Annotated in this window: 17 protein-coding genes; 3 read left to right on the forward strand and 14 right to left on the reverse strand. The window is 35.7% G+C overall.

Annotated elements, in window-relative coordinates; all coding sequences use genetic code 11:
- Window positions 1-54 precede the first annotated feature (54 nt).
- The 5 genes from EGX70_RS03020 to cdaA form a co-directional block, all read right to left on the reverse strand.
- Entirely contained in the window at window positions 55-435 is a 381-nt protein-coding gene (locus tag EGX70_RS03020) for a TIGR02328 family protein (RefSeq protein WP_001241816.1), read from the reverse strand.
- Window positions 436-459: 24 nt separating this feature from the next.
- Window positions 460-831 carry a YbgA family protein gene (locus EGX70_RS03025; protein ID WP_000159234.1) on the reverse strand — a complete coding sequence of 124 codons (372 nt, stop codon included), beginning with the start codon at window positions 829-831 and terminating at the stop codon, window positions 460-462.
- 122 nt (window positions 832-953) lie between these two features.
- Complete coding sequence (gene glmM / locus EGX70_RS03030; protein ID WP_000521427.1) at window positions 954-2306, reverse strand: phosphoglucosamine mutase; 1353 nt, start codon at window positions 2304-2306, stop codon at window positions 954-956.
- A 53-nt stretch (window positions 2307-2359) separates the two neighbouring features.
- On the reverse strand, window positions 2360-3319 hold the full coding sequence (locus tag EGX70_RS03035) for a YbbR-like domain-containing protein (RefSeq protein WP_123947899.1): 960 nt from the start codon (window positions 3317-3319) through the stop codon (window positions 2360-2362).
- A gap of 2 nt (window positions 3320-3321) precedes the next feature.
- Window positions 3322-4173: a diadenylate cyclase CdaA gene (gene cdaA / locus EGX70_RS03040; RefSeq protein WP_000350949.1), complete on the reverse strand. Its 852-nt coding sequence runs from the start codon at window positions 4171-4173 to the stop codon at window positions 3322-3324.
- A gap of 139 nt (window positions 4174-4312) precedes the next feature.
- Between cdaA and murT the strand changes: the two genes are divergently transcribed.
- Entirely contained in the window at window positions 4313-5656 is a 1344-nt protein-coding gene (murT, locus tag EGX70_RS03045; RefSeq protein ID WP_000700880.1) for a lipid II isoglutaminyl synthase subunit MurT, read from the forward strand.
- On the forward strand, window positions 5656-6441 hold the full coding sequence (gene gatD, locus EGX70_RS03050; protein WP_000222749.1) for a lipid II isoglutaminyl synthase subunit GatD: 786 nt from the start codon (window positions 5656-5658) through the stop codon (window positions 6439-6441). The genes murT and gatD overlap by 1 nt, the downstream gene beginning before the upstream one ends.
- A 107-nt stretch (window positions 6442-6548) precedes the next feature.
- Here gatD and EGX70_RS03055 read toward each other — a convergent pair whose 3' ends face one another.
- The 6 genes from EGX70_RS03055 to EGX70_RS03080 all read right to left on the reverse strand — a co-directional run bounded on the left by EGX70_RS03055 (window position 6549) and on the right by EGX70_RS03080 (window position 15069).
- Window positions 6549-7538, reverse strand: coding sequence for a lipoate--protein ligase (locus EGX70_RS03055; protein ID WP_123947901.1), 990 nt, complete (start codon window positions 7536-7538; stop codon window positions 6549-6551).
- Between the two features lie 97 nt (window positions 7539-7635).
- Entirely contained in the window at window positions 7636-9393 is a 1758-nt protein-coding gene (gene lpdA / locus EGX70_RS03060) for a dihydrolipoyl dehydrogenase (protein ID WP_000863368.1), read from the reverse strand.
- A gap of 59 nt (window positions 9394-9452) precedes the next feature.
- The gene (locus EGX70_RS03065) at window positions 9453-10841 is read right to left on the reverse strand and encodes a dihydrolipoamide acetyltransferase (protein WP_000257565.1); all 1389 of its coding nucleotides are present in this window, start codon (window positions 10839-10841) and stop codon (window positions 9453-9455) included.
- A gap of 126 nt (window positions 10842-10967) precedes the next feature.
- Window positions 10968-11966 (reverse strand): alpha-ketoacid dehydrogenase subunit beta, encoded by a 999-nt coding sequence (locus EGX70_RS03070; protein WP_000005088.1) that lies wholly within the window; start codon window positions 11964-11966, stop codon window positions 10968-10970.
- A gap of 74 nt (window positions 11967-12040) precedes the next feature.
- On the reverse strand, window positions 12041-13009 hold the full coding sequence (locus EGX70_RS03075; protein ID WP_000258166.1) for a thiamine pyrophosphate-dependent dehydrogenase E1 component subunit alpha: 969 nt from the start codon (window positions 13007-13009) through the stop codon (window positions 12041-12043).
- A gap of 149 nt (window positions 13010-13158) precedes the next feature.
- Window positions 13159-15069 carry an ABC-F family ATP-binding cassette domain-containing protein gene (locus EGX70_RS03080; RefSeq protein ID WP_000584913.1) on the reverse strand — a complete coding sequence of 637 codons (1911 nt, stop codon included), beginning with the start codon at window positions 15067-15069 and terminating at the stop codon, window positions 13159-13161.
- 127 nt (window positions 15070-15196) lie between these two features.
- Between EGX70_RS03080 and mnmE the strand changes: the two genes are divergently transcribed.
- The gene (mnmE, locus tag EGX70_RS03085) at window positions 15197-16573 is read left to right on the forward strand and encodes a tRNA uridine-5-carboxymethylaminomethyl(34) synthesis GTPase MnmE (RefSeq protein WP_000028893.1); all 1377 of its coding nucleotides are present in this window, start codon (window positions 15197-15199) and stop codon (window positions 16571-16573) included.
- A 32-nt stretch (window positions 16574-16605) separates the two neighbouring features.
- Here mnmE and EGX70_RS03090 read toward each other — a convergent pair whose 3' ends face one another.
- Genes EGX70_RS03090 through rexB form a run of 3 tightly spaced genes read right to left on the reverse strand, consistent with a single transcriptional unit; the run spans window position 16606 to window position 24382 of the window.
- Window positions 16606-17523, reverse strand: coding sequence for a magnesium transporter CorA family protein (locus tag EGX70_RS03090; protein ID WP_000634649.1), 918 nt, complete (start codon window positions 17521-17523; stop codon window positions 16606-16608).
- A gap of 12 nt (window positions 17524-17535) precedes the next feature.
- The gene (gene addA / locus EGX70_RS03095; RefSeq protein ID WP_000143231.1) at window positions 17536-21159 is read right to left on the reverse strand and encodes a helicase-exonuclease AddAB subunit AddA; all 3624 of its coding nucleotides are present in this window, start codon (window positions 21157-21159) and stop codon (window positions 17536-17538) included.
- On the reverse strand, window positions 21149-24382 hold the full coding sequence (rexB, locus tag EGX70_RS03100; protein ID WP_000772298.1) for an ATP-dependent nuclease subunit B: 3234 nt from the start codon (window positions 24380-24382) through the stop codon (window positions 21149-21151). Before rexB ends, addA begins: the two co-directional genes overlap by 11 nt.
- Window positions 24383-24438: the final 56 nt, after the last annotated feature.

The raw sequence follows: 24438 nt of genomic DNA on the forward strand, positions 1-24438 counted from the left end.
CTCTAAAACTTGATAATATAGCTTTTTATTCCAAAATAAAATAGAGATAAATCTCTATTTTATCTTATTTATAGGAAGGTCAATTCCTTTTGCTTTTAAATTCCATAGACATTCTTGTAGATAGTCTTGATTGTGCTCGGGATAGATAGGTGTCTCCAAGTCAACAGGATTAAGTGTATCATATCTTGGGCACTTCATTCCCCTATATTCTGCAATTAGCCATTCTTTAGATACACGATACCCACGCTCCATCATTTCTTCCATAACTAATTGATGATATGCAAATAACCTATAAGGTGAATATCGAAAAACATAATCAACAGTCTCATGTTTTCTCCCCCACCCATTCCCTCTCAATGCACAACACTCTCTATGCTGTCCTAAAAGTTGCTGCCTAGGCAATAACTCAATAATATCTTGATGCCATAATCTCATTTATATACCTCAACTATCAATCTTTTACTCTTCTTCGAAAATAGAAGAGTTTTGTAAATAAGAATTTGGGTATTTAGCTAATAGCTGTTTTAGAAAAGCTAACAGTTTTCTTCGTTGATAACCTGTTTTCCTGTATTTTTCCAGCAAGGTTAAAAATTCTTCTTTTTCTTGACGCTCTGCCTTATTTTTAAAATAGCCCCATATATGCATATAAGCATTAGTCACTTGTGATGGTGATTCTTCTAAAAGCACTGCTTGGTCAATGAGTGACTGAACGTCTAAAACGGTACAATTTGGTGATTTCAAAGTTTGTCTAATATCCAAATAAATTTTCTGAGATTTACTTAAGACTAAATACTTGTGTTTAGCCCATAATAATTCTGCTTCTTTAGTCATTTTCTCTAAACTCCCTTCTCAAATCAAAAAGAGAGAGAAAGGCGTATGCTTGATGCTCCACTCCAATTCCATCTCTTTATTATTTTATAACATTGACGACTTTATAGCAGAATAACGCCGTTTTAATCTAAACCAATTTCTGTACGAACGACATCTGCGATAGTATCAACATAATAATCAACCGCTTCATTTGTTGGCGCTTCTGCCATAACTCTAAGAAGAGGCTCAGTACCACTAGGACGTACTAGAATACGACCATTGCCATCCATCTCTTCTTCCATTTTAGCAATAATTTCCGCAATTGCAGGAACTTCCATCGCTTTATCTTTCATGTTATTTTCAACACGAATATTTACTAATTTTTGAGGATAAATCGTCACTTCACTAGCTAACTCTGATAATTTCTTACCAGTTTCTTTCATGACCTTAGTCAATTGGATGGCTGTTAATTGTCCATCCCCTGTAGTATTGTAATCCATGATAATAACGTGGCCTGATTGCTCTCCGCCAAGATTATATCCTGATTTACGCATTTCTTCAACCACGTAGCGGTCTCCTACAGCGGTAATCGCTTTATGAATTCCTTCACGGTCGAGCGCTTTATGAAAGCCGAGATTTGACATAACCGTTGTTACGATTGTATTCTGAGCAAGCTGCCCTTTATCAGAGAGATATTTCCCAATGATAAACATAATTTTATCACCATCTACAATCTCTCCATTTTCATCAACAGCGATCAAACGATCACTATCACCATCAAAAGCTAGACCGATGTCGGAACCATTTTCTCTAACTAAACTTTGTAATTGCTCAGGATGTGTCGAACCAACACCATCATTGATATTCAAACCATCTGGTTGATCACCAATAACACTTATATCAGCATTCAAGTCTAAAAAGATATTCCGAGCTGAGGCTGTTGCTGCTCCATTTGCTGTATCCAACGCAACCTTCATACCTTCTAAATCAATACCAGTTGATTCCATAAACTTCTCATATTTCCGAAGTCCTTCAGGATAATCTACTAAAGTACCTAAACCTTGTGCTGATGGACGTGGTAAAGTGTCTTCCTTCGCATCAAGTAAAGCTTCAATTTCTAATTCACGATCATCATCAAGTTTAAAACCATCACTACCAAAGAACTTAATACCATTATCAAGTGCTGGATTGTGGCTTGCTGAAATCATAACCCCTGCACTAGCTTTTTCTGTACGGACAAGGTAAGACACTCCAGGAGTGGCTAAAACACCAAGTTTATAAACCTCAATACCTACTGAAAGTAGACCAGCAATCAAAGCAGATTCCAGCATTTCACCAGAAATACGAGTATCACGAGCTACAAAAACTCTCGGACGATCAGTTTCGTGTTGACTTAGAACATATCCTCCAAAACGTCCTAATTTAAAAGCCAATTCTGGCGTCAGTTCAACATTAGCTTCACCGCGAACACCATCTGTACCAAAATATTTTCCCATAATTTTTTTCTAGCGAAAAACGCTACCTCCATTTTTTTCGTTTTTATTATCTATTATTTTTTAGTAGTTGTCAATTGAACTGTTACTTGAGCAGGATCAACTGAAACATTGTTTGCAGAAAGATTAATTTTCTTTTCTGTATTTTTAGTTACGTCTGAAATATCTACCTCAGCATTAATAACAGAAATAGCTTCTAAAGCCTCTTTTGTTCCTGAAATTACTGCTTTTTCTTGACTCAACTTGTAGTTAATTTTTGAAATACTATCGCTGAATTGTCCTACTGGTATCAAATTAATCGGTACTGTCTTGGTCAATTTTTTTACTTTGACAGATAAAGTTGCTTTAGAAGGGTGAATAATACTTGCTAATACTGTACCATCTGCTGTTACAGCTTGTAAAGTAACTGTCTTGTTAAAATCATCATCAAGAACTTTATCATCAGGGATATTGGCAGCGACATGGTCAATACGATCTATAATAGATTCATCACTAGTAACTTTAACTTTTGACACATCAACTGACATCTTATCGACTGCATAACCAGCTTTAATTTGCTTATCATTAACATGTCCATAAACCGGAAACTCTTTTGTTTTCCTTTTACCCATAGTTACTGTAATTGTTGTTGGAGAAACCGTAGCATTTACACCAGATGGCAAATTTACTACCTTTAGTGGGACTTTGTGAGTCCCTGGTTTCATATTTGTCAAATCGGCGACTACTTTAAATTTTCGTGTATCCTCATTTATTTCAGAATCTAACTTAACACGATTAACCGATGACATATAGACATCTGCCCCATAAGAATATCCACTAATAAAGTAATCATCACTATCGTATTTGATGTCTATTGGCACATCTGTTAGGGTATGTGTATATGTCTCAGACGCTCCTGCAATCTTACTATTGTCTTGATGGTTCATACTTGTTGCAGTTGCCGTTAAAAATAATAAAATAGCCAGAAAGAGTGAGACAACGCCTAACCAAAATTTATTTGTAAAAAATTTTTTCATGTCTACTTCCTCCTCAATAGTTGATTATACCAAGCTAATTTTGAGTTTTCCTCTTGATTTTGAATCAACTGAGTTCTCAGAATTGCTTCAAAGCTATCTTTAGAAAGATCATGTAAAAATTCACCTTTCAAAGCAACAGAAATACCACCAGTCTCTTCAGAAACAATAACTGTTAGTGCATCTGAATTCTCTGATAGACCAATCGCTGCTCTGTGGCGTGTTCCAAATTCTTTTGAAATCGAAGATGATTCTGATAGAGGTAAGTACGAGCATGCTGTAGCAATTTTTTTATCTTTTACAATAACAGCACCATCATGCAGTGGTGTATTAGGAATGAAAATATTAATTAACAATTCACTGGAAATATCTGCATCTAATGGGATACCTGTAGCTATATACTCTTGCAAAGTTTGGGTACGTTCAATTGAAATCAAGGCTCCTATTTTACGCGGACTCATATAAGCAACTGCCTTAACAAGGGCATCTACTAGCTTTTCATCACTGCTTAATTGAGAACGTTGCGTAAATAGTTGTGGTGTTCGCCCAAATTTTTCGAGACCTGTTCTAATCTCTGGAGCAAAGATGACAACACCTGCAATTACACCATAAGTAACAATCTGATTCATCAAAAATGTAATCGTTGTTAGCCCTATCCATTCTGACACAAATCTAATGATGATAAACAAAATAACGCCCTGAATTAAGGACATAATTTTTGTGCCTGCTAGCGCTTTGATAAATTTATAAATCAGAACAGCTACTATGATAATATCCATGAGATGAATAAGGATCATCCATGGATTTTCCATAATGCTCGCCCAAAACTTTGAATCAATAGCTGAAAAAATATCCATATCTTCCTCTCTACTGGTAGCCTGTCGAAGAGTTTCTTGCTTAACTCCTTGATTTCTTATTTTCCATCGTCTACATTATACCATGTTTTCATAATATTTTCTTTAGCAAGAAAGCATCTTTTTATGATAAAATATCTTTATGAAAATAAATACAGCACTAGGAGTGGCTGCCGGTAAGTCTGCTCATTACCTTTTAAGTAAAATGGGACGTGGCTCTACTTATCCGGGTAGTTTAGCACTCAAATTCGATAAAGATATACTAGATACAATTGCCAAAGATTATGAAATTGTAGTTGTGACTGGTACTAACGGTAAAACCTTAACAACAGCTTTAACAGTTGGTATTTTAAAGGAAGCCTTCGGTCAGGTGGTAACCAACCCAAGTGGAGCAAATATGATTACAGGTATTGTTTCGACCTTCCTAACAGCTAAGAAAAGTAAATCTGGTAAAAAAATAGCTGTCCTTGAAATAGACGAAGCGAGTTTACCCCGTATTACACAGTATATAAAGCCTAGTTTGTTCGTCTTTACCAATATTTTCCGTGATCAAATGGACCGTTATGGCGAAATCTACACAACTTATCAAATGATTTTAGATGGAGCTGCTAACGCTCCGCAAGCTACTATCTTAGCTAACGGTGACAGTCCACTTTTTAATTCTAAAAGCGTGACTAACCCTGTGCAATTCTATGGATTTAATACCGACAAACATGAGCCACGATTAGCACACTATAATACTGAGGGTATTCTCTGTCCAAAGTGTCAAGCAATTTTAACTTATCGATTGAACACATATGCCAACCTTGGTGACTACACTTGTCCTAATTGTGATTTTGAACGTCCAAACCTTGATTATGCCTTAACAAGGCTAACACATCTGACAAATACTTCATCAGGTTTCGTTATTGATGGCCAACAATATAATATCAACGTGGGTGGCCTTTATAATATTTACAATGCTTTGGCGGCAGTATCTGTTGCTGAATATTTTGGTGTAGAACCAAGTCAAATTAAGGATGGATTTGATAAAAGCCGTGCCGTTTTTGGTCGTCAAGAAACCTTTACAATTGGAAATAAAAAATGTACTTTAGTTCTGATTAAAAATCCGGTAGGAGCTAGTCAAGCTCTTGATATGATTAAACTTGCTCCATACCCGTTCTCTCTCTCAGTACTACTGAATGCCAATTATGCTGACGGTATTGATACTTCTTGGATTTGGGACGCTAATTTTGAAACTATTCTCACGATGAATATCCCAGAAATATTTGCTGGTGGTGTTCGCCACTCTGAAATTGCTCGTCGCTTACGTGTAACTGGTTATGATGAGAAACGCATAAAACAAGCTGATAAACTGCAAGATATTATGACAATGATTGAGCAGCAAGAGACTGAGCATGCTTATATTTTAGCAACATATACAGCTATGCTGGAGTTTCGTGAAATTCTTGCTAACCACAACGCTATCAGAAAGGAGATGAATTAATGACTTATACCTCACTAAAATCTCCTACTACCAAAGATTATAAATACACTCTTAATGTAGCTCATCTTTATGGTAACCTATTAAATACTTATGGCGATAACGGAAATATCTTAATGATGAAATATGTGGGAGAAAAACTAGGATGTCAAATGACATTTGATATCGTTTCATTAGAAGATAGATTTGATCCCAACTATTATCAGATGGCATTTTTTGGTGGTGGACAAGACTACGAACAAGCCATTGTTGCACGCGATCTTCCCAGTAAGAAAGAAGACATTAACAAATTCATTCAAAATAATGGTGTAGTACTTGCTATTTGTGGAGGTTTCCAACTTTTAGGACAATACTATATTCAAGCTAATGGAGAACGAATAGAGGGCATTGGCGTTATGGGACACTATACGCTAAACCAAAATAATAATCGCTATATTGGTGATATCAAGATTCACAACGATGAATTCAATGAAACATATTATGGCTTTGAGAATCATCAAGGACGTACCTTTTTATCAGAAGACGAAAAACCTTTAGGAACCGTCATTTATGGAAATGGGAATAACAAAGAAGATGGTACTGAAGGGGTTCATTATAAGAATGTTTTTGGGTCATACTTTCACGGTCCAATCCTTTCTCGTAATGCTAATCTAGCTTACCGTCTTGTGGCAACTGCCCTCCGTAACAAATACGGTAAAGAGATTGTCCTCCCTAGTTATGAAGAAATTTTATCTTTAGAGATTCCTGAAGAATACGGAGACGTTAAATCAAAAGCAGATTTTGAATAATATAAAAACCAGCGTTATCAATAACGTTGTTTTTTTACTACTATAACGTCACTTAACCATACAAAAAACCTAGCCAAAGGCGAAGACTTTGACTAGATTTTTTGATTTTAGTCTACAATAGCTTTTGTAATCTCTTCGGGTGTCATACGTGAGAAGTATTGACTTGTATCAACTGTTTTAAGCGCTGCTAAAACATCTTTGTAATCGTAGCGGACACCCTCCAACATTTTTTCAATATCATCCACAGGTTTCACTCCAAAGAAGTCACCAAAGATTTTGACAGATTTTATCGTTGAATTTTCAACATTAGCATAAGTCGTAATTTTTCCAGCTGGATAGCGGACACCACGTTCAATGGTGTATTCAGGTGCTTTACCATACGTCCAATCCCATGTAGCAAATTGATTATCGCGCATAGCTTGGATTTCTGATAACTCGGCATCACTCAAAACATATTCATCCATCTCTGGATATTCTTCCTTCATTTGAGCTAAAATGGCATCGCTAAATTCTTGTACTGTAATTTTATCTGAAAGATGGTCAACAATATTTGTAACACGTGCGCGTACAGATTTTATCCCTTTAGATTCAATTTTGTCTTTAGATACTTTGAGTGCTTGCCCTAAGACTGACATATCAACATCAAATAAAAGACAACCATGATGCATCATACGACCTTTGTAATAAGCTTGAGCATTTCCTGCAAATTTTTGTCCATTGATTTCTAAATCATTACGACCAGTAAATTCTGCTTTAACACCTAATTTAGCAAGAGTATCAATAACTGGTTTTGGAAAAGTTTGGAAATCAAAGGCACCTTCTTGTGTATTATTAGAAATAATAGTGTAGTTTAAATTATTCAAGTCATGATAAACTGCTCCGCCTCCTGACAAACGACGGACAACATGGATGCCATTTTTATCAATGAACTCTTTGTTAATTTCTTGAATTGTATTTTGATGGCGTCCAATAATGATAGCCGGTTCATTAATCCAAAGAATAAAGATTTCATCGATATCTGTCAACTTTTGAAAGGCGTAAGCTTCTAAAGCAACATTGTAAGCCGGATCATTAGACGTGTTAACGATATATTTCATTTTAAATTCCTAACTAATATTTTATAATATTCAGACAATATATACGTGAAAAGAGATTGAAGCTATAAAAGCTCAATCTCAAATATATTAAACAAAATTATTTGCGTTTTGGAGGGTTGTGAATAGCTTCACCGAGAACATCTAAGAAAGCTTCGTACATAACTTCAGAGAATGTTGGGTGACCATGGATAGATTGTGCTACATCGTAGACAGTCAACTCATTTTCCATAATCGTAGAAGCTTCATTAATCAATTCCGCTGCAGCTGGACCAATAATGTGAACACCAAGAATCTCTTTATACTTAGGTTCAGCAATTACTTTTACAAAACCATGTGCTTCGTTTGAAGCGATAGCACGACCATTGCCTGTAAAGCTATTTTTACCAACTAATATGTCACCATATTGTTCACGTGCTTGCTCTTCTGTCATCCCCACCATTGCTACTTCAGGATGAGTATAAACAGCTGCTGGAGTGAAATCTAGATGTGCTTTACGCTTATTACCGCCGAGTGCGTTTTCAGCAGCTACTTCACCCATACGGTATGCAGCATGAGCTAACATACGAGTTCCATTAACATCACCTGGTGCATAGATACCTGGAATTGAAGTTTCTTGATAAGCATTAACTTTAATACGTCCACGTTCCATCTCAAGTTCAGGCTCAAGATTTTCAAGACCATTCATTTGTGGAACACGTCCAATTGAAAGAAGAGCTTTATCAGCAACAACTTCTTCACCGTTGTTTAATTTAAGCGTTAATTGATTATTGGCTTCAACAATTTCAGAAACACCAACTGATGTTTTAATCTTCATTCCCTTCTTAGCAAGGATTTTTTGAAGTTCTAGCGATACTTCTTTATCCATTGCTGGAATGATGCGATCAGCCATTTCAATAACAGTTACGTCAACACCATATGAAGCCCATACAAGACCAAGCTCAATACCTACGACACCACCACCCATAACAGCAAGTGACTTAGGAATTTCACGTAAATCAAGAATATCATCTGATGTTAATACTAATGGTGATTCAATACCTGGAATATTAATACGAGATACCTTAGAACCAGTCGCAAGGACGACGTTACGACCTTTGATAACTTTATCGCCAATAACAACAGACTTATCAGGGTTTACTTGTCCAAGTCCATTGAAAATTTCAACTTTGTTCGCTTTCAAGAGACCACGTACACCACCAGTCAGTGTCTTAACTACAGAATTTTTAAAGGCAACAGTCTTATCCATATCAATTGCATAGTTAGTTGAAGCAAGGTTGATACCACGTCCAGCTGCTACTTTCAAACCATCTAGGATTTCAGCATTTTTAAGATATGTTTTTGTAGGGATACAACCAACATTCAAACACGTACCGCCAAATTCAGTTTTCTCAACAATGGCAATTTTTCCTCCAAGTTGAGCACCGCGGATTGCTGCGTAATAACCTGCAGGCCCACCACCTACGACTACGATATCGTACTCATCAGCTGCAAGTTCTTCTTTAGGAGTTGCTGCTGCAACTGTCTCTTGTGAAGGAGCAGCAGGTCCAGAAACTGATTGACCATCTTCAGCTGTGATAGTTGCATCAGCTGAAGGTGATGACGTACCTACTTCTTCACCTTCTTCTCCGATATAGGCAATCACTTCAGTGACGGGAACAACATCTCCTGCCTGATGTACAATTTTTAAAAGTACACCAGTGTCTTCTGCTTCGATTTCCATATTGGTTTTATCAGACATGATTTCAAGAAGGACATCACCTTCATTAACGGTGTCACCTTCATTTTTTTTCCACTCAAGGATTTCGCCTTCTTGCATGTCAACCCCAAGTTTTGGCATAATTACATCAAAAGCCATTTTTTATTTCCTCTTTCGTTTTTCGAATAACTTATTATATCAAATTAAGACCTACGGAATCAAATAAGTAAACCAAATGGGTTTTCCATTAAGTTCTTAAGATCAACCATAAACTTAGCACCATTCATTCCATCAACAATACGGTGGTCAATTGTTAAACACATTGCCATAATTGGTCGAGCTACAATTTCACCATCAACCACTGTTGGAGTCGGAATAGTAGCTCCTACTCCAAGGATTGCTGAGTTCGGTTGATTGATAATTGGGTTAAACGTCTTAGTACCAAACATACCTAAGTTAGTAATTGAGAATGTTGAACCTGACATTTCAGCTGATTTTAATTTACCTTCTTGAGTTTTCTTAATAACATCTTTAGATGCTATAACAAAGTCAGAAAGTGACATTTGATCAGCATTGTGAACAACAGGAACAATCAAACCATCATCAAGACCAACTGCGATTCCAATATTAACAAAATTATGAAGCTCAATTTCTTGTGCATCGTTAATTAATGAAGCATTTAGGTATCGATGCTCTGGTTTCATCAATGTCTTAACAACGGCCATTCCAATCAAATCAGTAAAGCTGACTTTCAAGCCTGTTTTAGCCATGATTGGATCAATTAATTTCTTGCGAAGAGCCATCATTTCAGTCATATCAATGTCATAGTTAAGTGTAAAGCTTGGAGCAGTGAGGTAAGAGTTAGTCATACCTTTAGAAATAGCCTTACGCATTGCAGACATCTTAATGACTTCAACACCTTCTGGTAATTGTTTTTCTTCTGTTGTTGGTGTAGCTTTAGTTTCTACAGGAGCCTCTGCTGCTTGCGGTGACATAGCAGCCAAAACATCATTTTTAACAATTTTACCACGAATACCACTGCCAGTGATTTCTGCTATATCAACTCCTTGATCTTCAGCAATTCGACGTGCCAATGGTGTAATACGTGGTTGAGCACCCTTGAAGTTTTCAACATCTTCTCTGTGAACGCGACCATTTGCCCCTGTTCCAGATACTAGTGCAAGGTCAATAGACATCTCTCTTGCTAATTTACGAGCTGCAGGAGTGGCACGTACTTTTTCACCACTTGTAGCTGCTGGCACACTTGGTTCTGATGTTTCTTCAACTTTTTCTGGTTCTGAAGTTACTTGTGTCGCGTTTTCTTCAACTGATGTATTTTCAGAAGAAGATGCTTCTGTTACTTCTTCACCTTCAGCACCAATATAACCAATTGTCTCAGTTACAGGAACAACATCTCCATTCCCATGTGTGATTTTTAGTAAAACACCTGAGTCTTCTGCTTCAATCTCCATATTTGTTTTATCTGACATAATTTCAAGTAGGACGTCACCTTCATTAACAACATCACCTACCTGTTTTTTCCACTCAAGGATTTCGCCTTCTTGCATATCAACCCCGAGTTTAGGCATAATAATTTCGACAGCCATAGTTTTCCTTTCACACTAAACTATATCGTCAAATATATGTTTCATCTAACGATATAAATTAAAACCTATAAACAAGGAAAGAGGCTAAGTTTTCACTCATTCCTCAGTCCCTCTTTGTTTTATGAATTATTTACCTTTGTTAACTACTTTATAGATAGCATCTTTAATTTTTGCTACATCAGGTAAGATTCCTTGTTCAAGTACACGTGAATACGGTACTGGAACATCTTCACTTGCAAGACGCACGATAGGATGATCAAGGTAATCAAATGCTTCACTTTCAGCAACCATAGTTGCAATTTCACCAGTGAAACCACCAGTTTTATAAGCATCGTTAACCAAGATCAATTTACCAGTTTTCTTAACAGAATCGATAATTAATTCTTTATCAAGCGGAATAAGTGTACGTGGATCAACAACCTCAACGTTAATACCTTCCTCAGCAACTTCTTCAGCAGCTTGCATAACACGCTCAAGCATACGGCCATAAGAAACAATTGTTAAGTCAGTCCCCTCACGCTTAATATCCCCTTTACCAAGTGGAATATAGAAATCAGGGTCCATATTAACTTCTTCTTTCTTACCATAGAGAGCTTTTGGCTCTAAGAAGATAACTGGGTTATTGTCAAGAATAGAAGATTTCAAAAGTGCTTTTGACTCATTAACAGTACCAGGTGCAACAACTTTTAGACCTGGAATGTGTGTTAACCAAGCTTCTAATGATTGTGAGTGTTGTGCAGCCGAACCAATACCTGACCCTGATGCCACACGGAAAGTAACTGGAGTTGATAGACCTCCACCAAACATATAATTCGTTTTAGCACCTTGGTTAACGATAGCATCCATTGCGATTGTTACAAAATCCATGAATGTCAAATCAACGATAGGACGCAAACCTGTTTGTGCAGCACCGATAGCTGAACCTGCAATCGCAGCCTCTGAGATTGGTGTGTCGCGAACGCGCTTAGCACCAAACTCTTCTAACATACCAACAGATGTACCGAAGTCTCCTCCATATACACCTACATCTTCACCCATTAAAAATACTTTTTCATCTTTGCGCATTTCTTCGCTCATAGCGACATTAATCGCTTCGCGCAAAGCCATAACTTTAGTTTCGCTCATTATTTCCTCCGAATATCCGTTTTTTAATCAATTGAATAATAGAACGAGATAAATCTCATCTACTTTAGGTTATTTTAGTCCACAAAAACGTCTTCAAATGCAACAGACATATCAGGGAATGGACTTTCTTCAGCGAATTTAACCCCTTCTTCAACTTCTTTAATCACTTGTGCTTCAATAGCTGCAAGCTCTTCTTCAGTAGCGATTTCATTTTCAATTAAGTATGCACGGTAGCGTTTTACTGGATCTTTAGCTTTCCATGAATCAACTTCTTCTTTAGTACGGTATACCCCAGCATCAGCAGTTGAATGACCAAACCAACGGTATGATTCAACCTCTACAATAGCTGGTCCATTTCCTGAACGCACGTAATTGATAACTTCATGCATTTTCTCGTAAACAGCCATAAGGTCATTACCATCTTCAACATAATGCCCTGGAATACCGTACGCATCAGCACGCATGTAAAGGTGAGGAATTTTAGTTGAGTATGTGATGTCTGTTGAGATACCATAACGGTTGTTGATGATAAAGAAGATAACTGGTAAGTTCCAAACAGCAGCTAAGTTAACTGACTCATGGAATGAGCCCTCGTTAGTCGCTGAGTCACCCGAAAAGGCGATAACAATGTTATCAGTTCCTTCATATTGCTGTGTAAGGGCAGCACCTACTGCAAGCGCATATCCTCCACCGACGATACCGTTTGTTCCATAGTTACCTTTTTCAAGGTTTGCTAAGTGCATTGAGCCTCCACGACCTTTTGATGTTCCTGTTGCTTTACCAGCAAGTTCAGCAAACATTCCACCAATATCAATACCTTTTGCAATAGTTTGTCCGTGTCCACGGTGGTTTGAGAAAATGATATCTGAATCTGTTAAATCTTGGATAGCACCTACTGAAGCAGCTTCTTCACCAACAGAGAAGTGAGTCATCCCTTGGACGAAACCACGACGAACCAATTTGTTAAATTTCATATCAACATCACGAATACGTTGCATTTTTAGAAACATATCCAAGTGTTGTTCTTTAGATAGAGTTACCATTCTAACCTCCAAAAAAATCTTTATTACTTAATTATTGTATAAGTTTTTTTCACAAGATGCAAGAATTTGAACCGCTTTCTTTGTTTTCGTAAAAGGCATCTCAATTTAAAATGTACTTTTTTTCACAAACTATTGTTTTTGAAATTTTCTCACAAATCTAGTCTCATATTTAGATTTTCCCACTCTTCCATTAATAGCAATTGTTCTTCTTGGATTGATTCCAGCTCTTTTTGCAAATCAGAGAGTTTTCCGATGTCATTGGTTTCTAACATTAAACCATTGATATTGTTTTCATCATTTTCAAGAACTTCCAAACGCGCCTCAATTTCTACAACGCGACGGGTAATTTTCCTAAATTCCTTTTGATTTGCTTTTTGTGTCTCATAATCTGATGTAACGTCGATTTCTGTTTTTGAAGCACTCACTTCTTCTTCATTTAAACGTGCTAATTCCTCTAGTTCGGCTTTCTTAGTGAGGTAATAATCATAATCTCCTAGATAGAGAGTACTTCCCTTATCAGAAATTTCGAGAACCTTAGTTGCCACACGATTAATAAAATAGCGATCATGACTAACAAAAAGTAATGTGCCATCAAATTCGATGAGTGCATTTTCTAAGACTTCTTTACTATCAATATCCAAGTGGTTTGTTGGCTCATCTAATATGAGAAAATTATTATTTTCCATAGATAATTTTGCCAATAGCAAACGCGCTCGTTCACCACCTGATAGCATTGAAACTGATTTTTTAACATCATCACCTGAAAAAAGAAAAGCTCCTAAACGGTTTCTAATTTCAACTTCTGGCGTTGTTGAAAAAGCATCCCATAACTCATCTAAAACAGTATTCGTTTTTGTTAAATTACTTTGACTTTGATCGTAATACCCAGTTTCGACATTTGCTCCTAATTTTGCTTCTCCTTTGATAAAAGGAATTTGCCCAACAAGCGATTTGATTAAAGTTGATTTCCCGATACCATTTGGACCTACAATTGCAATAGCATCAAATTTCTTCACGTCCAAATCGATTGGCTCCGATAAAGAAACACCTTCATAACCAATAGCTGCATTCTCAAGTGTTAAAACAACATTCCCTGAGACTTTCCCAGCATGAAAAGTCATATTAGCTGATTTTTGCTCTACATTCGGTTTGTCGAGTCGTTCCATCTTTTCTAATTGTTTACGACGAGCTTGTGCTCGTTTAGTGGTTGAAGCCCTAACAATGTTACGTTGTACAAAATCTTCTAACTTAGCAATTTCTTTTTGTTGTTTTTCAAAATTCTTTTCTTCAGTCGCTATTTTCTCTGCCTTAAGATCCATAAATTTCGAATAATTGCCTACATAGCGGTCTAGAGAATGTGTCGTTAAATCATAAGTTACTGTAGCTACCTTGTCTAAAAAATAGCGGTCATGGCTGACAATAATAAGGGCTCCTTGATAATTTACAAGATAATTTTCTAACCAAGCAATCGTATCAATGTCTAAATGGTTCGTTGGTTCATCTAAAACAAGTAATTCTGGCTTTTCAAGTAGCATTTTTGCAAGCGCTAATCGTGTATTTTGCCCGCCAGACAATTCACTAATAGGCATTTCCCACATATCACTGTTAAACTTAAAACCATTTAAAATAGCCTTTATATCTGATTCATAGGTAAAGCCACCTTTTTCACGAAACTCTTCTGACAAAATATCGTATGTTTTCATCAATTGTTCCAGGTCACTTCCTGAAACTTGCCCCATTTGTAATTCCAATTCACGTAAGCGCTTCTCTACTTCTCTTAATGAGTCAAAAACTTGTAACATTTCTTGGAAAATTGTATTTTCAGATTGAAAACGACTATCTTGTGCCAAGTAGGACAAACTCAAATCACGCTTTTTATTTATTTCTCCTTTTGTCGGAGCCTCTTCACCAACTAAAATTTTAAGAAGCGTTGATTTGCCAGCACCATTACGTCCAACAAGAGCAATACGATCACGTTGATCAACTTGAATATTAATATTATCAAAAAGCACATCACCTGAAAATGAGCGCTCAATTTTGTTTCCTTGTAGTATAATCATAGTTTTATTATAGCATACCTTCAAATAAAACCATTATGGAAATCTTCTCTTTTAATCAAATGATTGCACCTTTTAGGGCTTTAGGTTACAATGAATGTTAGTAATTTCCAAGAAAGAGAGAGACTTTATGTCTATTACAAAAGAATTTGATACCATCGCAGCTATTTCAACTCCTCTCGGTGAGGGAGCTATTGGTATTGTCCGTATATCTGGTACAGATGCCTTAAAGATAGCATCAAAAATTTATCGTGGAAAAGATCTATCCGCGATCCAATCCCATACCTTAAACTATGGTCATATTGTGGACCCAGATAAAAATGAAATCTTGGATGAAGTTATGTTAGGCGTTATGCTTGCTCCAAAAACATTCACAAGAGAAGATGTTATTGAAATTAATACGCATGGAGGAATTGCAGTTACTAACGAAATTCTTCAGTTAATTTTACGACATGGAGCACGAATGGCTGAACCAGGAGAATTTACTAAACGTGCTTTTTTAAATGGTCGAGTTGACTTGACTCAGGCTGAAGCTGTTATGGATCTTATTAGAGCTAAAACAGATAAAGCAATGGATATTGCCGTTAAGCAATTAGATGGTTCTTTAAAGACACTAATCAATAACACTCGACAAGAAATTTTAAATACTCTAGCCCAAGTTGAAGTTAATATCGATTACCCTGAATATGATGACGTTGAAGAGATGACTACAACACTGATGCGTGAAAAAACACAAGAGTTTCAAGCACTTATGGAAAATTTACTTCGAACTGCCAGACGTGGAAAAATTCTTCGAGAAGGACTTTCAACAGCAATCATTGGTCGTCCAAATGTCGGTAAATCCAGCTTACTAAATAACCTCTTACGTGAAGAAAAGGCGATTGTGACAGATATTGAAGGAACAACTCGTGATGTTATTGAAGAATACGTCAATATTAAAGGAGTTCCTTTAAAACTAGTTGACACTGCTGGTATCCGTGATACAGATGATATCGTTGAAAAAATTGGTGTTGAACGTTCAAAGAAGGCTTTAGAAGAAGCCGACCTTGTGTTGTTGGTTCTCAATAGTTCCGAACCACTAACATTACAAGACCGCTCCCTTCTAGAACTAAGTAAAGAAAGTAATCGTATCGTATTACTCAATAAAACGGATCTTCCTCAAAAAATAGAAGTTAACGAATTACCTAAAAATGTTATTCCAATTTCGGTTTTAGAAAATGAAAACATCGATAAAATCGAAGAACGTATTAACGATATTTTCTTTGACAACGCTGGTATGGTAGAACATGACGCTACTTATCTATCAAATGCTCGCCATATCTCACTAATTGAAAAAGCCGTTGATAGTTTAAAAGCTGTCAATGAGGGCTTGGAATTAGGAATGCCTGTTGATCTCTTACAAGTCGATATGACTAGAACTTGGGAAATACTTGGAGAAATCACTGGGGATGCAGCTCCAGATGAACTAATAACTCAGCTCTTCAGCCAATTCTGCTTAGGTAAATAAAAAAATATTCGGTGCGTAAGCACCGAATATTTTTATTTTCTTAAGTTAAAAACTCGTTTTAAAATTTGAGCAATAATAACCCAAAGTAAGACCGAAGTAGCAATAACAATTAACCATGAACTCCGTGATTCTGTAAGAGGTAATGGAATATTCATCCCAAAAAAGCCAGTAATTGCTGCAATAATCGCTAAATTAATCGAAATGATATTCAAACCTGTTAAGTTTTCGTTCAAGTTATTATTTAAGACATTATTAAAAGTAGATGATAATTGTGAAAGTACCTGACTGTTTAATTGTGTCATACTGACTAACTGATGCGCTTCAATGAGAGCATCTGATAACTGTTCTTTTTCCACTTCAGAATTAAATCGCTGACTAGGATGAACATCTAATTGCTCTAATACCAATGCATTTTGATTGGCAGCTGTCAAAAGATAAACGGATCCTGTCTCTAGGTCACTCATGGCTAATAAGCGCTTATTGGTTGTTTGTTCTCTCAATTGACGGTTGAGAATATCCTTTTCTCTATCAATTTTCGATACAACATTAAAATATTGTTTTGTAATCAAAGTTAAAGCTGCAAATAAAAATTTTTTAGGAGAGACATCTGGATTACGGTCTAGATATTTTTGCAATAGTTCTAGCATATAACTATTTCGAGACCGTGTCACCGTTATCAAACGGTCGTGTGATAAGCAAAAGGTCATCGGAACGGTCTCATAATAACTTTCTTTCTGCTTTAGATCAATAGTATTAAAAATAATCGTCAAGACTTCTTTTCCTTTAATATGAGAACATTCCATAAAGGCTCGTTCATAATCATCCAGAGCATATGTAATAATCTCACTATCCAAATATTTTGCTTGAATTTCCGATGTTTCTGTTCGCAATTGCTCTGCTTCAATGTTAATCCAAGTAAAACCATTTCCAAATTTTTGTTCGACTATCATTTTTTCCTTTCTTTAATCCATTTTTACCACTTCTAGCTGTTTACCACCTAAAAGAATTAAGTATTTGTCTATCTTTTCTATCTCGTAAGATTTTTTTAAAGCTTCTGCATATAAAGCCATTTGTCCCTGATAGCGTTCTTTTAATTCTAGAGGATTGACAAATTTATCAGTCTTATAATCAAATAGAATTATCCGATTTTCTAATAGTAGATACCCATCAATAATACCACGTACAACGAATTTCTCACCACTCTCCGGATCTTCTTTTAACATGGCAAAAGGTGCCTCTCGATGCAGATGTTCTACTTCTTCTTGTATATACTTACCGAGTGAGGTTTCTTGGAAAAAATAGTTGATTTTTTCAATCTGAATAGCCGCTTTGACACTTGTTTCAGCATTCACTTCTGTCAAAGCTTTTTGAATATCTTCCATTTTGACATGAGATGACATCTCTATGCGTTGCATTAATTCATGTACAGCAGATCCTAAAGCTGCTGGGTCTTGCTTTTTACTTGTAGAAAAATCAGGTAACTTAAAATCTACTGATGTTTTAGTAATAGTTTCCATCACATCAACACCTTCTATATCTAGAATAGGCTCATAGAATTTTTTGACTTGACTTGGTGTTCTCACTGTCGGTAACTCAATAGCCGCTTTATAAGTTTGATTAATCTGCTCAACAGATTCTAACACGCTAATCGCACGCACGATATCTTCAGACTGACGATTCTCTACCTTATTATCGGGATTGAAAGGTAGACTAGGGTTAACCATCCCTATGTGGTGATCTGTTAATTCCTCTAATGATACGAAGTTGATGTCATAAAACAACTCTTGTTTCTTATAGGTTTCATGAACAGCCAGTAACCAATCTTGAAAGGTCACAAAAGTTTCACGACTAGCTAATGGGAGATGATTATTTTCAGATACTAAGTCATAATGATCAGCCCATTTGGTTTGACTAGCCTTACCAACCAGATATAATTTTTTCTCTGCACGTGTCATAGCTACGTAAAGTAAACGCATTTGCTCTGATAAAGTAGCTAAGCGTAACTCTCTTTTATTAAGTTGGTAAGGAAGTGTTTCCATGCTAACCTTTACTGCAGGCAGTATCTCTTCTTCGAGTTCATGTCGCATATCAGCAACATATTTAATACCAATTCCTTGATTTCGGCTTAAAATAAGAGGGGAAGTTATGTCTACCATTGAAAATTTCTTATCAATATTTAAAATAAATACATACTTAAACTCAAGCCCCTTTGATTTGTGTATAGTCATTAGGTTAACAGCATTTTGCGGTAATGCCACCTCAACATCTGCCAAATCATTTTCATTTTCTAAAACTTTATCAATCATTCGAATAAAGCGTGATAAACCCTTGAAACCTGTTTTTTCAAACTGATTTGCTCGAAGTGCCAAGGCATATAGATTGGCTTGACGTTGCTCAGCTTTAGGCAGAGCTCCTACATAATCATAATAAAAACGGTCATTATATATTTTCCATATTAAATCATAAAGCGAATGCCATTTAGCAAAATCACGCCAAGTCTGGAATGTTTTCATAAAGTGATCTATTTTAGAAGATAATTCTGGAGTAATTAAATCACTATGATGACCTTCTTTATGATAAGACAATTTCACTTTATGATAAAAAGCCATTTTGACATCCTGAATAGCAATTCTTGTTAAATCATCTTCATTAAAGCCAAACATGGGAGATCTCAAAAGAGCAACTAGAGCATAATCATTTAAGGGATTATCAATTGACCGCAAAGTATCAAGCATTACCATCACTTCGACTGATTTTAAGTAATTTTGCTCCCCACCGTCAGTTACCAAAGGAATACCATAACGGTCAAAAGTTTGTAAGATACCATCATTCCTTGTCCTTGAAGAAACTAAGAGGGTGATATCTTGAAAGGGAACATTCTCTTCTTTATGCAATCGAATAATTTCTTTTGCGACTAACTTTGCTTCAGCTGGGCTAATATCATATTGTTGACTATCACTGTCATCTATATCATCTTCATCAGTATCTAATAGTAAAACTTGTGTTTTATTATTCGGATGTCTTTCTTGCTGTCTTGGACTACCAGCTTTTAATTGGTGACTTTCATCATAAAGAATGTCTCCTACTTCTTCATCCATAAGATGTGTAAACACACTATTTGTACTGTCTAAAACCTCTGATTGACTCCGAAAATTCTCTTTCAGAATAATTAATTTCCCTTGACTTGGATTGTCTTGGTAAGCTTTGTATTTATCATTAAAAATTTGTGGATCAGCCTGACGAAAACGGTAAATTGATTGTTTTATGTCTCCAACCATGAAACGATTATGTCCATTAGACAATAATTCTAACATTCTCTCTTGGGTATGGTTATTGTCCTGATACTCATCAACCATTACTTCATGATACTTATCTTGATAAAGTTGCCTAATATCATGATTTTCTTCCAATATTTGAATTGCAAAATGGGCAATATCAGAAAATTCAAAAGCATTTTCTTGAATCTTCTCCTGTAAATATTGTTCTGAGAAATCTAAAACAAAGGATTGCAATAATTCTAACAAGAAAAGAGATTCTCCTTGATACTTAAAAATAACTTCTAAGTGCTTAAGTCCAACGATACGATTATGCAATTGTTTAAAGATAGGATATTTAACGCCAGCAACTGTAACATCATTGCCTGAAGGAATCACATTAGTGATATCACGTGCCAAATTAGTCAATCCTTTTTTTCCATACAGCAAATTAAAGTCTTGAGACCAATGGACTAAATTTTCAATTATTTTAAGGTGTTTTTTGTAATTTGCTGTCGGAACCCCTTTAGCAGTTAATTGCTTATAATCTTCTTGATCCGTTAAATCACGTAATTGATTAGCAGTTGTTTGCATTACATTTAAAAGGCTTGAAACTTCTTGATCTGGAATAGCTTCAAAATCAGTGTAAGTTTGTGCACCTTTTAGAAAAACTGTTTGCATCCAGCGCTTGGGGTTATCGGTGGACTGGCTAAAAGCATAAACTTTATAAACCATTTCTCGAAAAGCTTTGCTATCTTTACGATTACCTGAGAAATTTTTGACTAATTTTATGAATGAAGCTGCATTCTTCCCAGTCATGTAGTCAGAAAATAAATCAGCATAGACCTCATTCTTTATGACGTCTTGCTCATTTTTATCTTGTAAAATCCTAAATATAGGTGATATGCCCAAAGTATAACCATATTGGTTAACTATTTTTTGCGTAAAAGCATCCATAGTACCAATATCAGCTGTTTGAATGCCGACAAGTTGCTGGGTGAGAAACTGTTTTAAATCATCTGATTCTGCGGATTTCAAAGACTCGTTTATTTTCTTTTCTAAACGTTCTTTGAGCTCACCTGCCGCTTTTACTGTAAATGTTGAGATAAACAAAGAGTCAATCGGAACCCCTCTTAAAAGTTTATCTAAAATCCGCTCAACCATTACAAAAGTCTTTCCAGAACCAGCCGAAGCTGATACCAGGACATTGTTACCAAAAGTATAAATGGCTTCAATTTGTTCAGGCGTTCGCTTTTGTTTTTTATCAGAATTTTTTTCTTCTGTCTGAATAACAGCAATATCTTCTGGATTTAAGAAAGGCTTAAAGGTCATCATTTTCCTCCTCTTGCTGCATTAATGTTAAGAAACCTTGACGTTTTTCCTTAGCAGGTAATTTATAAAGCGCTCTGGCACGTGCCATATGCCTATCCGCCTCGAATCCCGTAATACTCTTAAACTGATCTCCGTCAACTGTTTTAGCATCTTCTGTATATGGATTGATCAAAAACTTACCTGACTTAATAGTCTCAGATGCTTTTTTGTAAAGCGATTGGTTATGTGCTTGTAAAATAGCAATTTCAGTCTCTGAATAAAGGGAATCTTTGAGATGGTATTTCCCATTTGCTAAGAATTCTTTTTCGGCTTCTGAAAATAATCCTTTATAAGTTAAAGCTTGATGATTTTTTGTTACTAAATCATCTAAATTTTTAATTTTAGACAAGTCTTGTCTAGGTTCCTGCATATGTAAGTACATAGCTCCAAAAATCGGTGGTTTTTGTTCAACTTCCTTGTCACGACTGATAGCATCAATGTAGGTGACTAATTGTGGACTTAGACCGTTATAAAATTTTTGGATATCGAATTTTTGAGCGCTTGATTTATAGTCCACGACACCCAAAGAACCATCAGATAAACGATCGATACGGTCAATAATACCGTTAATTTTTATAGTATTATCAATCATTAGTTCAAATCGTTCTTCTTCACTTTCAACAGTCATCTGACTATCTTGTCGTAATATGGTTGCAGTTGCACGCGCGATATCTTCTAAAATTTCTAAAGAATAACGACTTTCTGCATCTTCTGAATACAAGGATTTGAAAACATCTTCTTGATTGGTTTTATTAATTGCAGAGTTGAGTTTCTCTTCAAAAGATTCTATCCCTTGGTTTTTCATCAGAATTTCAAAAACACGATGAAGGTACGTTCCATGGTGCCGCATATCTGGATGAATTGAGTCTTGTTCTTCCAAACCTAACACATATTGTAAAAAATACTTATATTGATTATTATAAAAAGTTGTCAAAGCAGATGAGGATAATTTAAGTGGGTCATCTTCTGGGAAGCGTCTGGTCATCACATCTGATGAAACTGTCACAGTATCAAGACTATCTGTAATTATTGGTATCTCAATCCCTTTAGAAGTTAATTGACGACGCAAATAACGAACAGCAACTGACCAAAAAGTTTGTTCTTCTTTAGTCATCTCTTTGTCAATAGCAGAGCGATACAAGTCAACAACACGCGATAATAAAGCTTTGTAATTCCCAATATTATCAGCTTCTTCTTTTAACGATTGGCGTCCTTTATGATTAAAAGGAACACCTATATCTCTTAGTTCGACAAGATATGGTGACATCTGATCTTCAGACTCATTCAATAATTGTGGTATAGTCAACACTAATTCTTGTTTAGCAGCATTAAAAAGAGAGAGGGCAGCAAAATGGTTTTTCTTCAAATTTTCTTGCGTCATAATGTCAAAATGACCATCAGTGTCATTGGCATCATTTATAAGCTGACGTTCAATATCAGATATTAAAGATTTGTTTTGAGCAATCTTTGGAAAATGTGATTGTGTCATGCCTAGGGCATAGACAAATTGATTACTATGTGGTTCTACCAAATCGTAAGACTTAACAGTAACCACATCAACAGTAGCAGGGACCATACGATACTCGGCTTGCATCATACCTGAATTTAATAACGATAAAAATTCGTCTAAATTTAATTTTTCTTGACCAAATATTGTTTGAAACTGCTCTAAAATATCTGTAAATGTTTTCCAAACTTCTTGATGTTTTTCTTGTTCATTTTCAGACATTTGACCAACTAATCGCGATAAATTGTCACTCAAACCTACCTGAGTAAGGAAAAACATGAATTGGTTGAGTGTTTTTATACCGTCTTGTTTTTTCGTTTTCACAAAACTTTCCAGTGGAGTAAGGAGGGACTGACGAATAGTGTTAAGACGCCCTAAATCAAATTTTTTAGCCCCCACAACAAAATCTGTAAAGAACTTCTTAGGACCTTTAATGTCTGCATATGAGATATAAGCCTCAAAATAATCTAAATCATCTTGGCTAATCTCTCCATAAATACCTGTCTTAAAAAGATTTAAAACATCTTCAGCTCTAAATCGATAACGTTTTATTCGAGACAAGGAATCCATAAAATGAACTAAAGGGTGCGCAGCCATTGTTTCAGCTTTACCGAAATAATAAGGAATATCATACTGCTCAAAAATCTTACTTAATTGTAGTTTATAACTATCTACATCTCCTAGTAAAACTAAAATATCTTTGTAGCGATATCCTTGATAAAGTTTCTGACGTATAGCTCTAGCCACATGTTCCACTTCATCTTTTTGATTAATGCACTCCCAAATTGTTATACAATCTTTAGCAGTGTCGTCTAAAATGTGACTACTATTTGTAAAATCATGTTTACCTTCGATATTTTTCGAAATCATTTCAAAACCAGATTTACTTTCCCACTTGGACAAGATAAATTCTGGTTTTGTTTGAAATGTCGTTGCTAGATATCTTAAAAAATCAACCCCTGCAGAATAAATATTTCCATTAGTAAAGTTAGCCTTATACGCTTTTTGGCTAGCATAAGCTCCGATGATAATCTCTTGACAACGTGAACTCAGACTTTTAATTAAAGCTTCTTCTTCAGCTGAGAAACGGGTAAAACCATCGACTATAAGGATAGTGTTCTTTAAATCCACATCTAGCTGGCCTGACCTTACTTGTTCTGTAAAAAAGGCAATTTTAGATTGATTGTCGTATTCTCCTTCTCTTAAAAGATCTGAAACCACTAGAAAAATAGCTAATAAATCTTCAAATTTTTCAGGAGAATGTAAATATTTTAACTCTAAAATACTCAGATTTGCTGTCTGCAATTCTTTGTATAGGTCTACCAATTGACTGATAAAGGAAGCATCTTGCTTCAATCGTCCAAAAACTTTTAATTGTCCATCTTCAAAACTTGCTAAAGCACGATAAAAGATCATTGCTAATCCAATATCGTTTAAACTTTCTTTTTGATTAGGCTGGTTTAAAGTAAAATAACGTGCCAATTGAGCAAAGCGAGTAATTGTAATAGCAAAAGAGGCTTCTTGAGGAAGGTTCTCTAATACTGCACGCTCTTTTTCAAAAGATAAAGAGTTTGGAGCAATATAAAAAATACGCCATCCAGCTTCAGCAGCATGCGCGGCCTGATTGACTAAGATTTCTGTCATATCATGATTAATATCAGTATAAAGTAATTTCATGAATCTCCTATCTTATAAGTCAACTGAGAAGTAAACCTTCTTCAACTTATCCTTTA

It is taken from the genome of Streptococcus sp. FDAARGOS_522 (genome assembly GCF_003812445.1).
GTDB lineage: Bacteria > Bacillota > Bacilli > Lactobacillales > Streptococcaceae > Streptococcus > Streptococcus agalactiae.

Coding starts and splice junctions, on each gene's coding strand:
- EGX70_RS03055 (WP_123947901.1), bottom strand. CDS start 7,538: ATGAAATATATCGTTAACACGTCTAATGATCCGGCTTACAATGTTGCT.
- glmM (WP_000521427.1), bottom strand. CDS start 2,306: ATGGGAAAATATTTTGGTACAGATGGTGTTCGCGGTGAAGCTAATGTT.
- EGX70_RS03075 (WP_000258166.1), bottom strand. CDS start 13,009: ATGGTAACTCTATCTAAAGAACAACACTTGGATATGTTTCTAAAAATG.
- lpdA (WP_000863368.1), bottom strand. CDS start 9,393: ATGGCTTTTGATGTAATTATGCCAAAACTTGGGGTTGACATGCAAGAA.
- EGX70_RS03020 (WP_001241816.1), bottom strand. CDS start 435: ATGAGATTATGGCATCAAGATATTATTGAGTTATTGCCTAGGCAGCAA.
- EGX70_RS03025 (WP_000159234.1), bottom strand. CDS start 831: ATGACTAAAGAAGCAGAATTATTATGGGCTAAACACAAGTATTTAGTC.
- EGX70_RS03090 (WP_000634649.1), bottom strand. CDS start 17,523: ATGATAGTCGAACAAAAATTTGGAAATGGTTTTACTTGGATTAACATT.
- gatD (WP_000222749.1), top strand. CDS start 5,656: ATGACTTATACCTCACTAAAATCTCCTACTACCAAAGATTATAAATAC.
- cdaA (WP_000350949.1), bottom strand. CDS start 4,173: ATGGATATTTTTTCAGCTATTGATTCAAAGTTTTGGGCGAGCATTATG.
- mnmE (WP_000028893.1), top strand. CDS start 15,197: ATGTCTATTACAAAAGAATTTGATACCATCGCAGCTATTTCAACTCCT.
- addA (WP_000143231.1), bottom strand. CDS start 21,159: ATGACCTTTAAGCCTTTCTTAAATCCAGAAGATATTGCTGTTATTCAG.
- EGX70_RS03035 (WP_123947899.1), bottom strand. CDS start 3,319: ATGAAAAAATTTTTTACAAATAAATTTTGGTTAGGCGTTGTCTCACTC.
- EGX70_RS03065 (WP_000257565.1), bottom strand. CDS start 10,841: ATGGCTGTCGAAATTATTATGCCTAAACTCGGGGTTGATATGCAAGAA.
- rexB (WP_000772298.1), bottom strand. CDS start 24,382: ATGAAATTACTTTATACTGATATTAATCATGATATGACAGAAATCTTA.
- EGX70_RS03080 (WP_000584913.1), bottom strand. CDS start 15,069: ATGATTATACTACAAGGAAACAAAATTGAGCGCTCATTTTCAGGTGAT.
- EGX70_RS03070 (WP_000005088.1), bottom strand. CDS start 11,966: ATGAGCGAAACTAAAGTTATGGCTTTGCGCGAAGCGATTAATGTCGCT.
- murT (WP_000700880.1), top strand. CDS start 4,313: ATGAAAATAAATACAGCACTAGGAGTGGCTGCCGGTAAGTCTGCTCAT.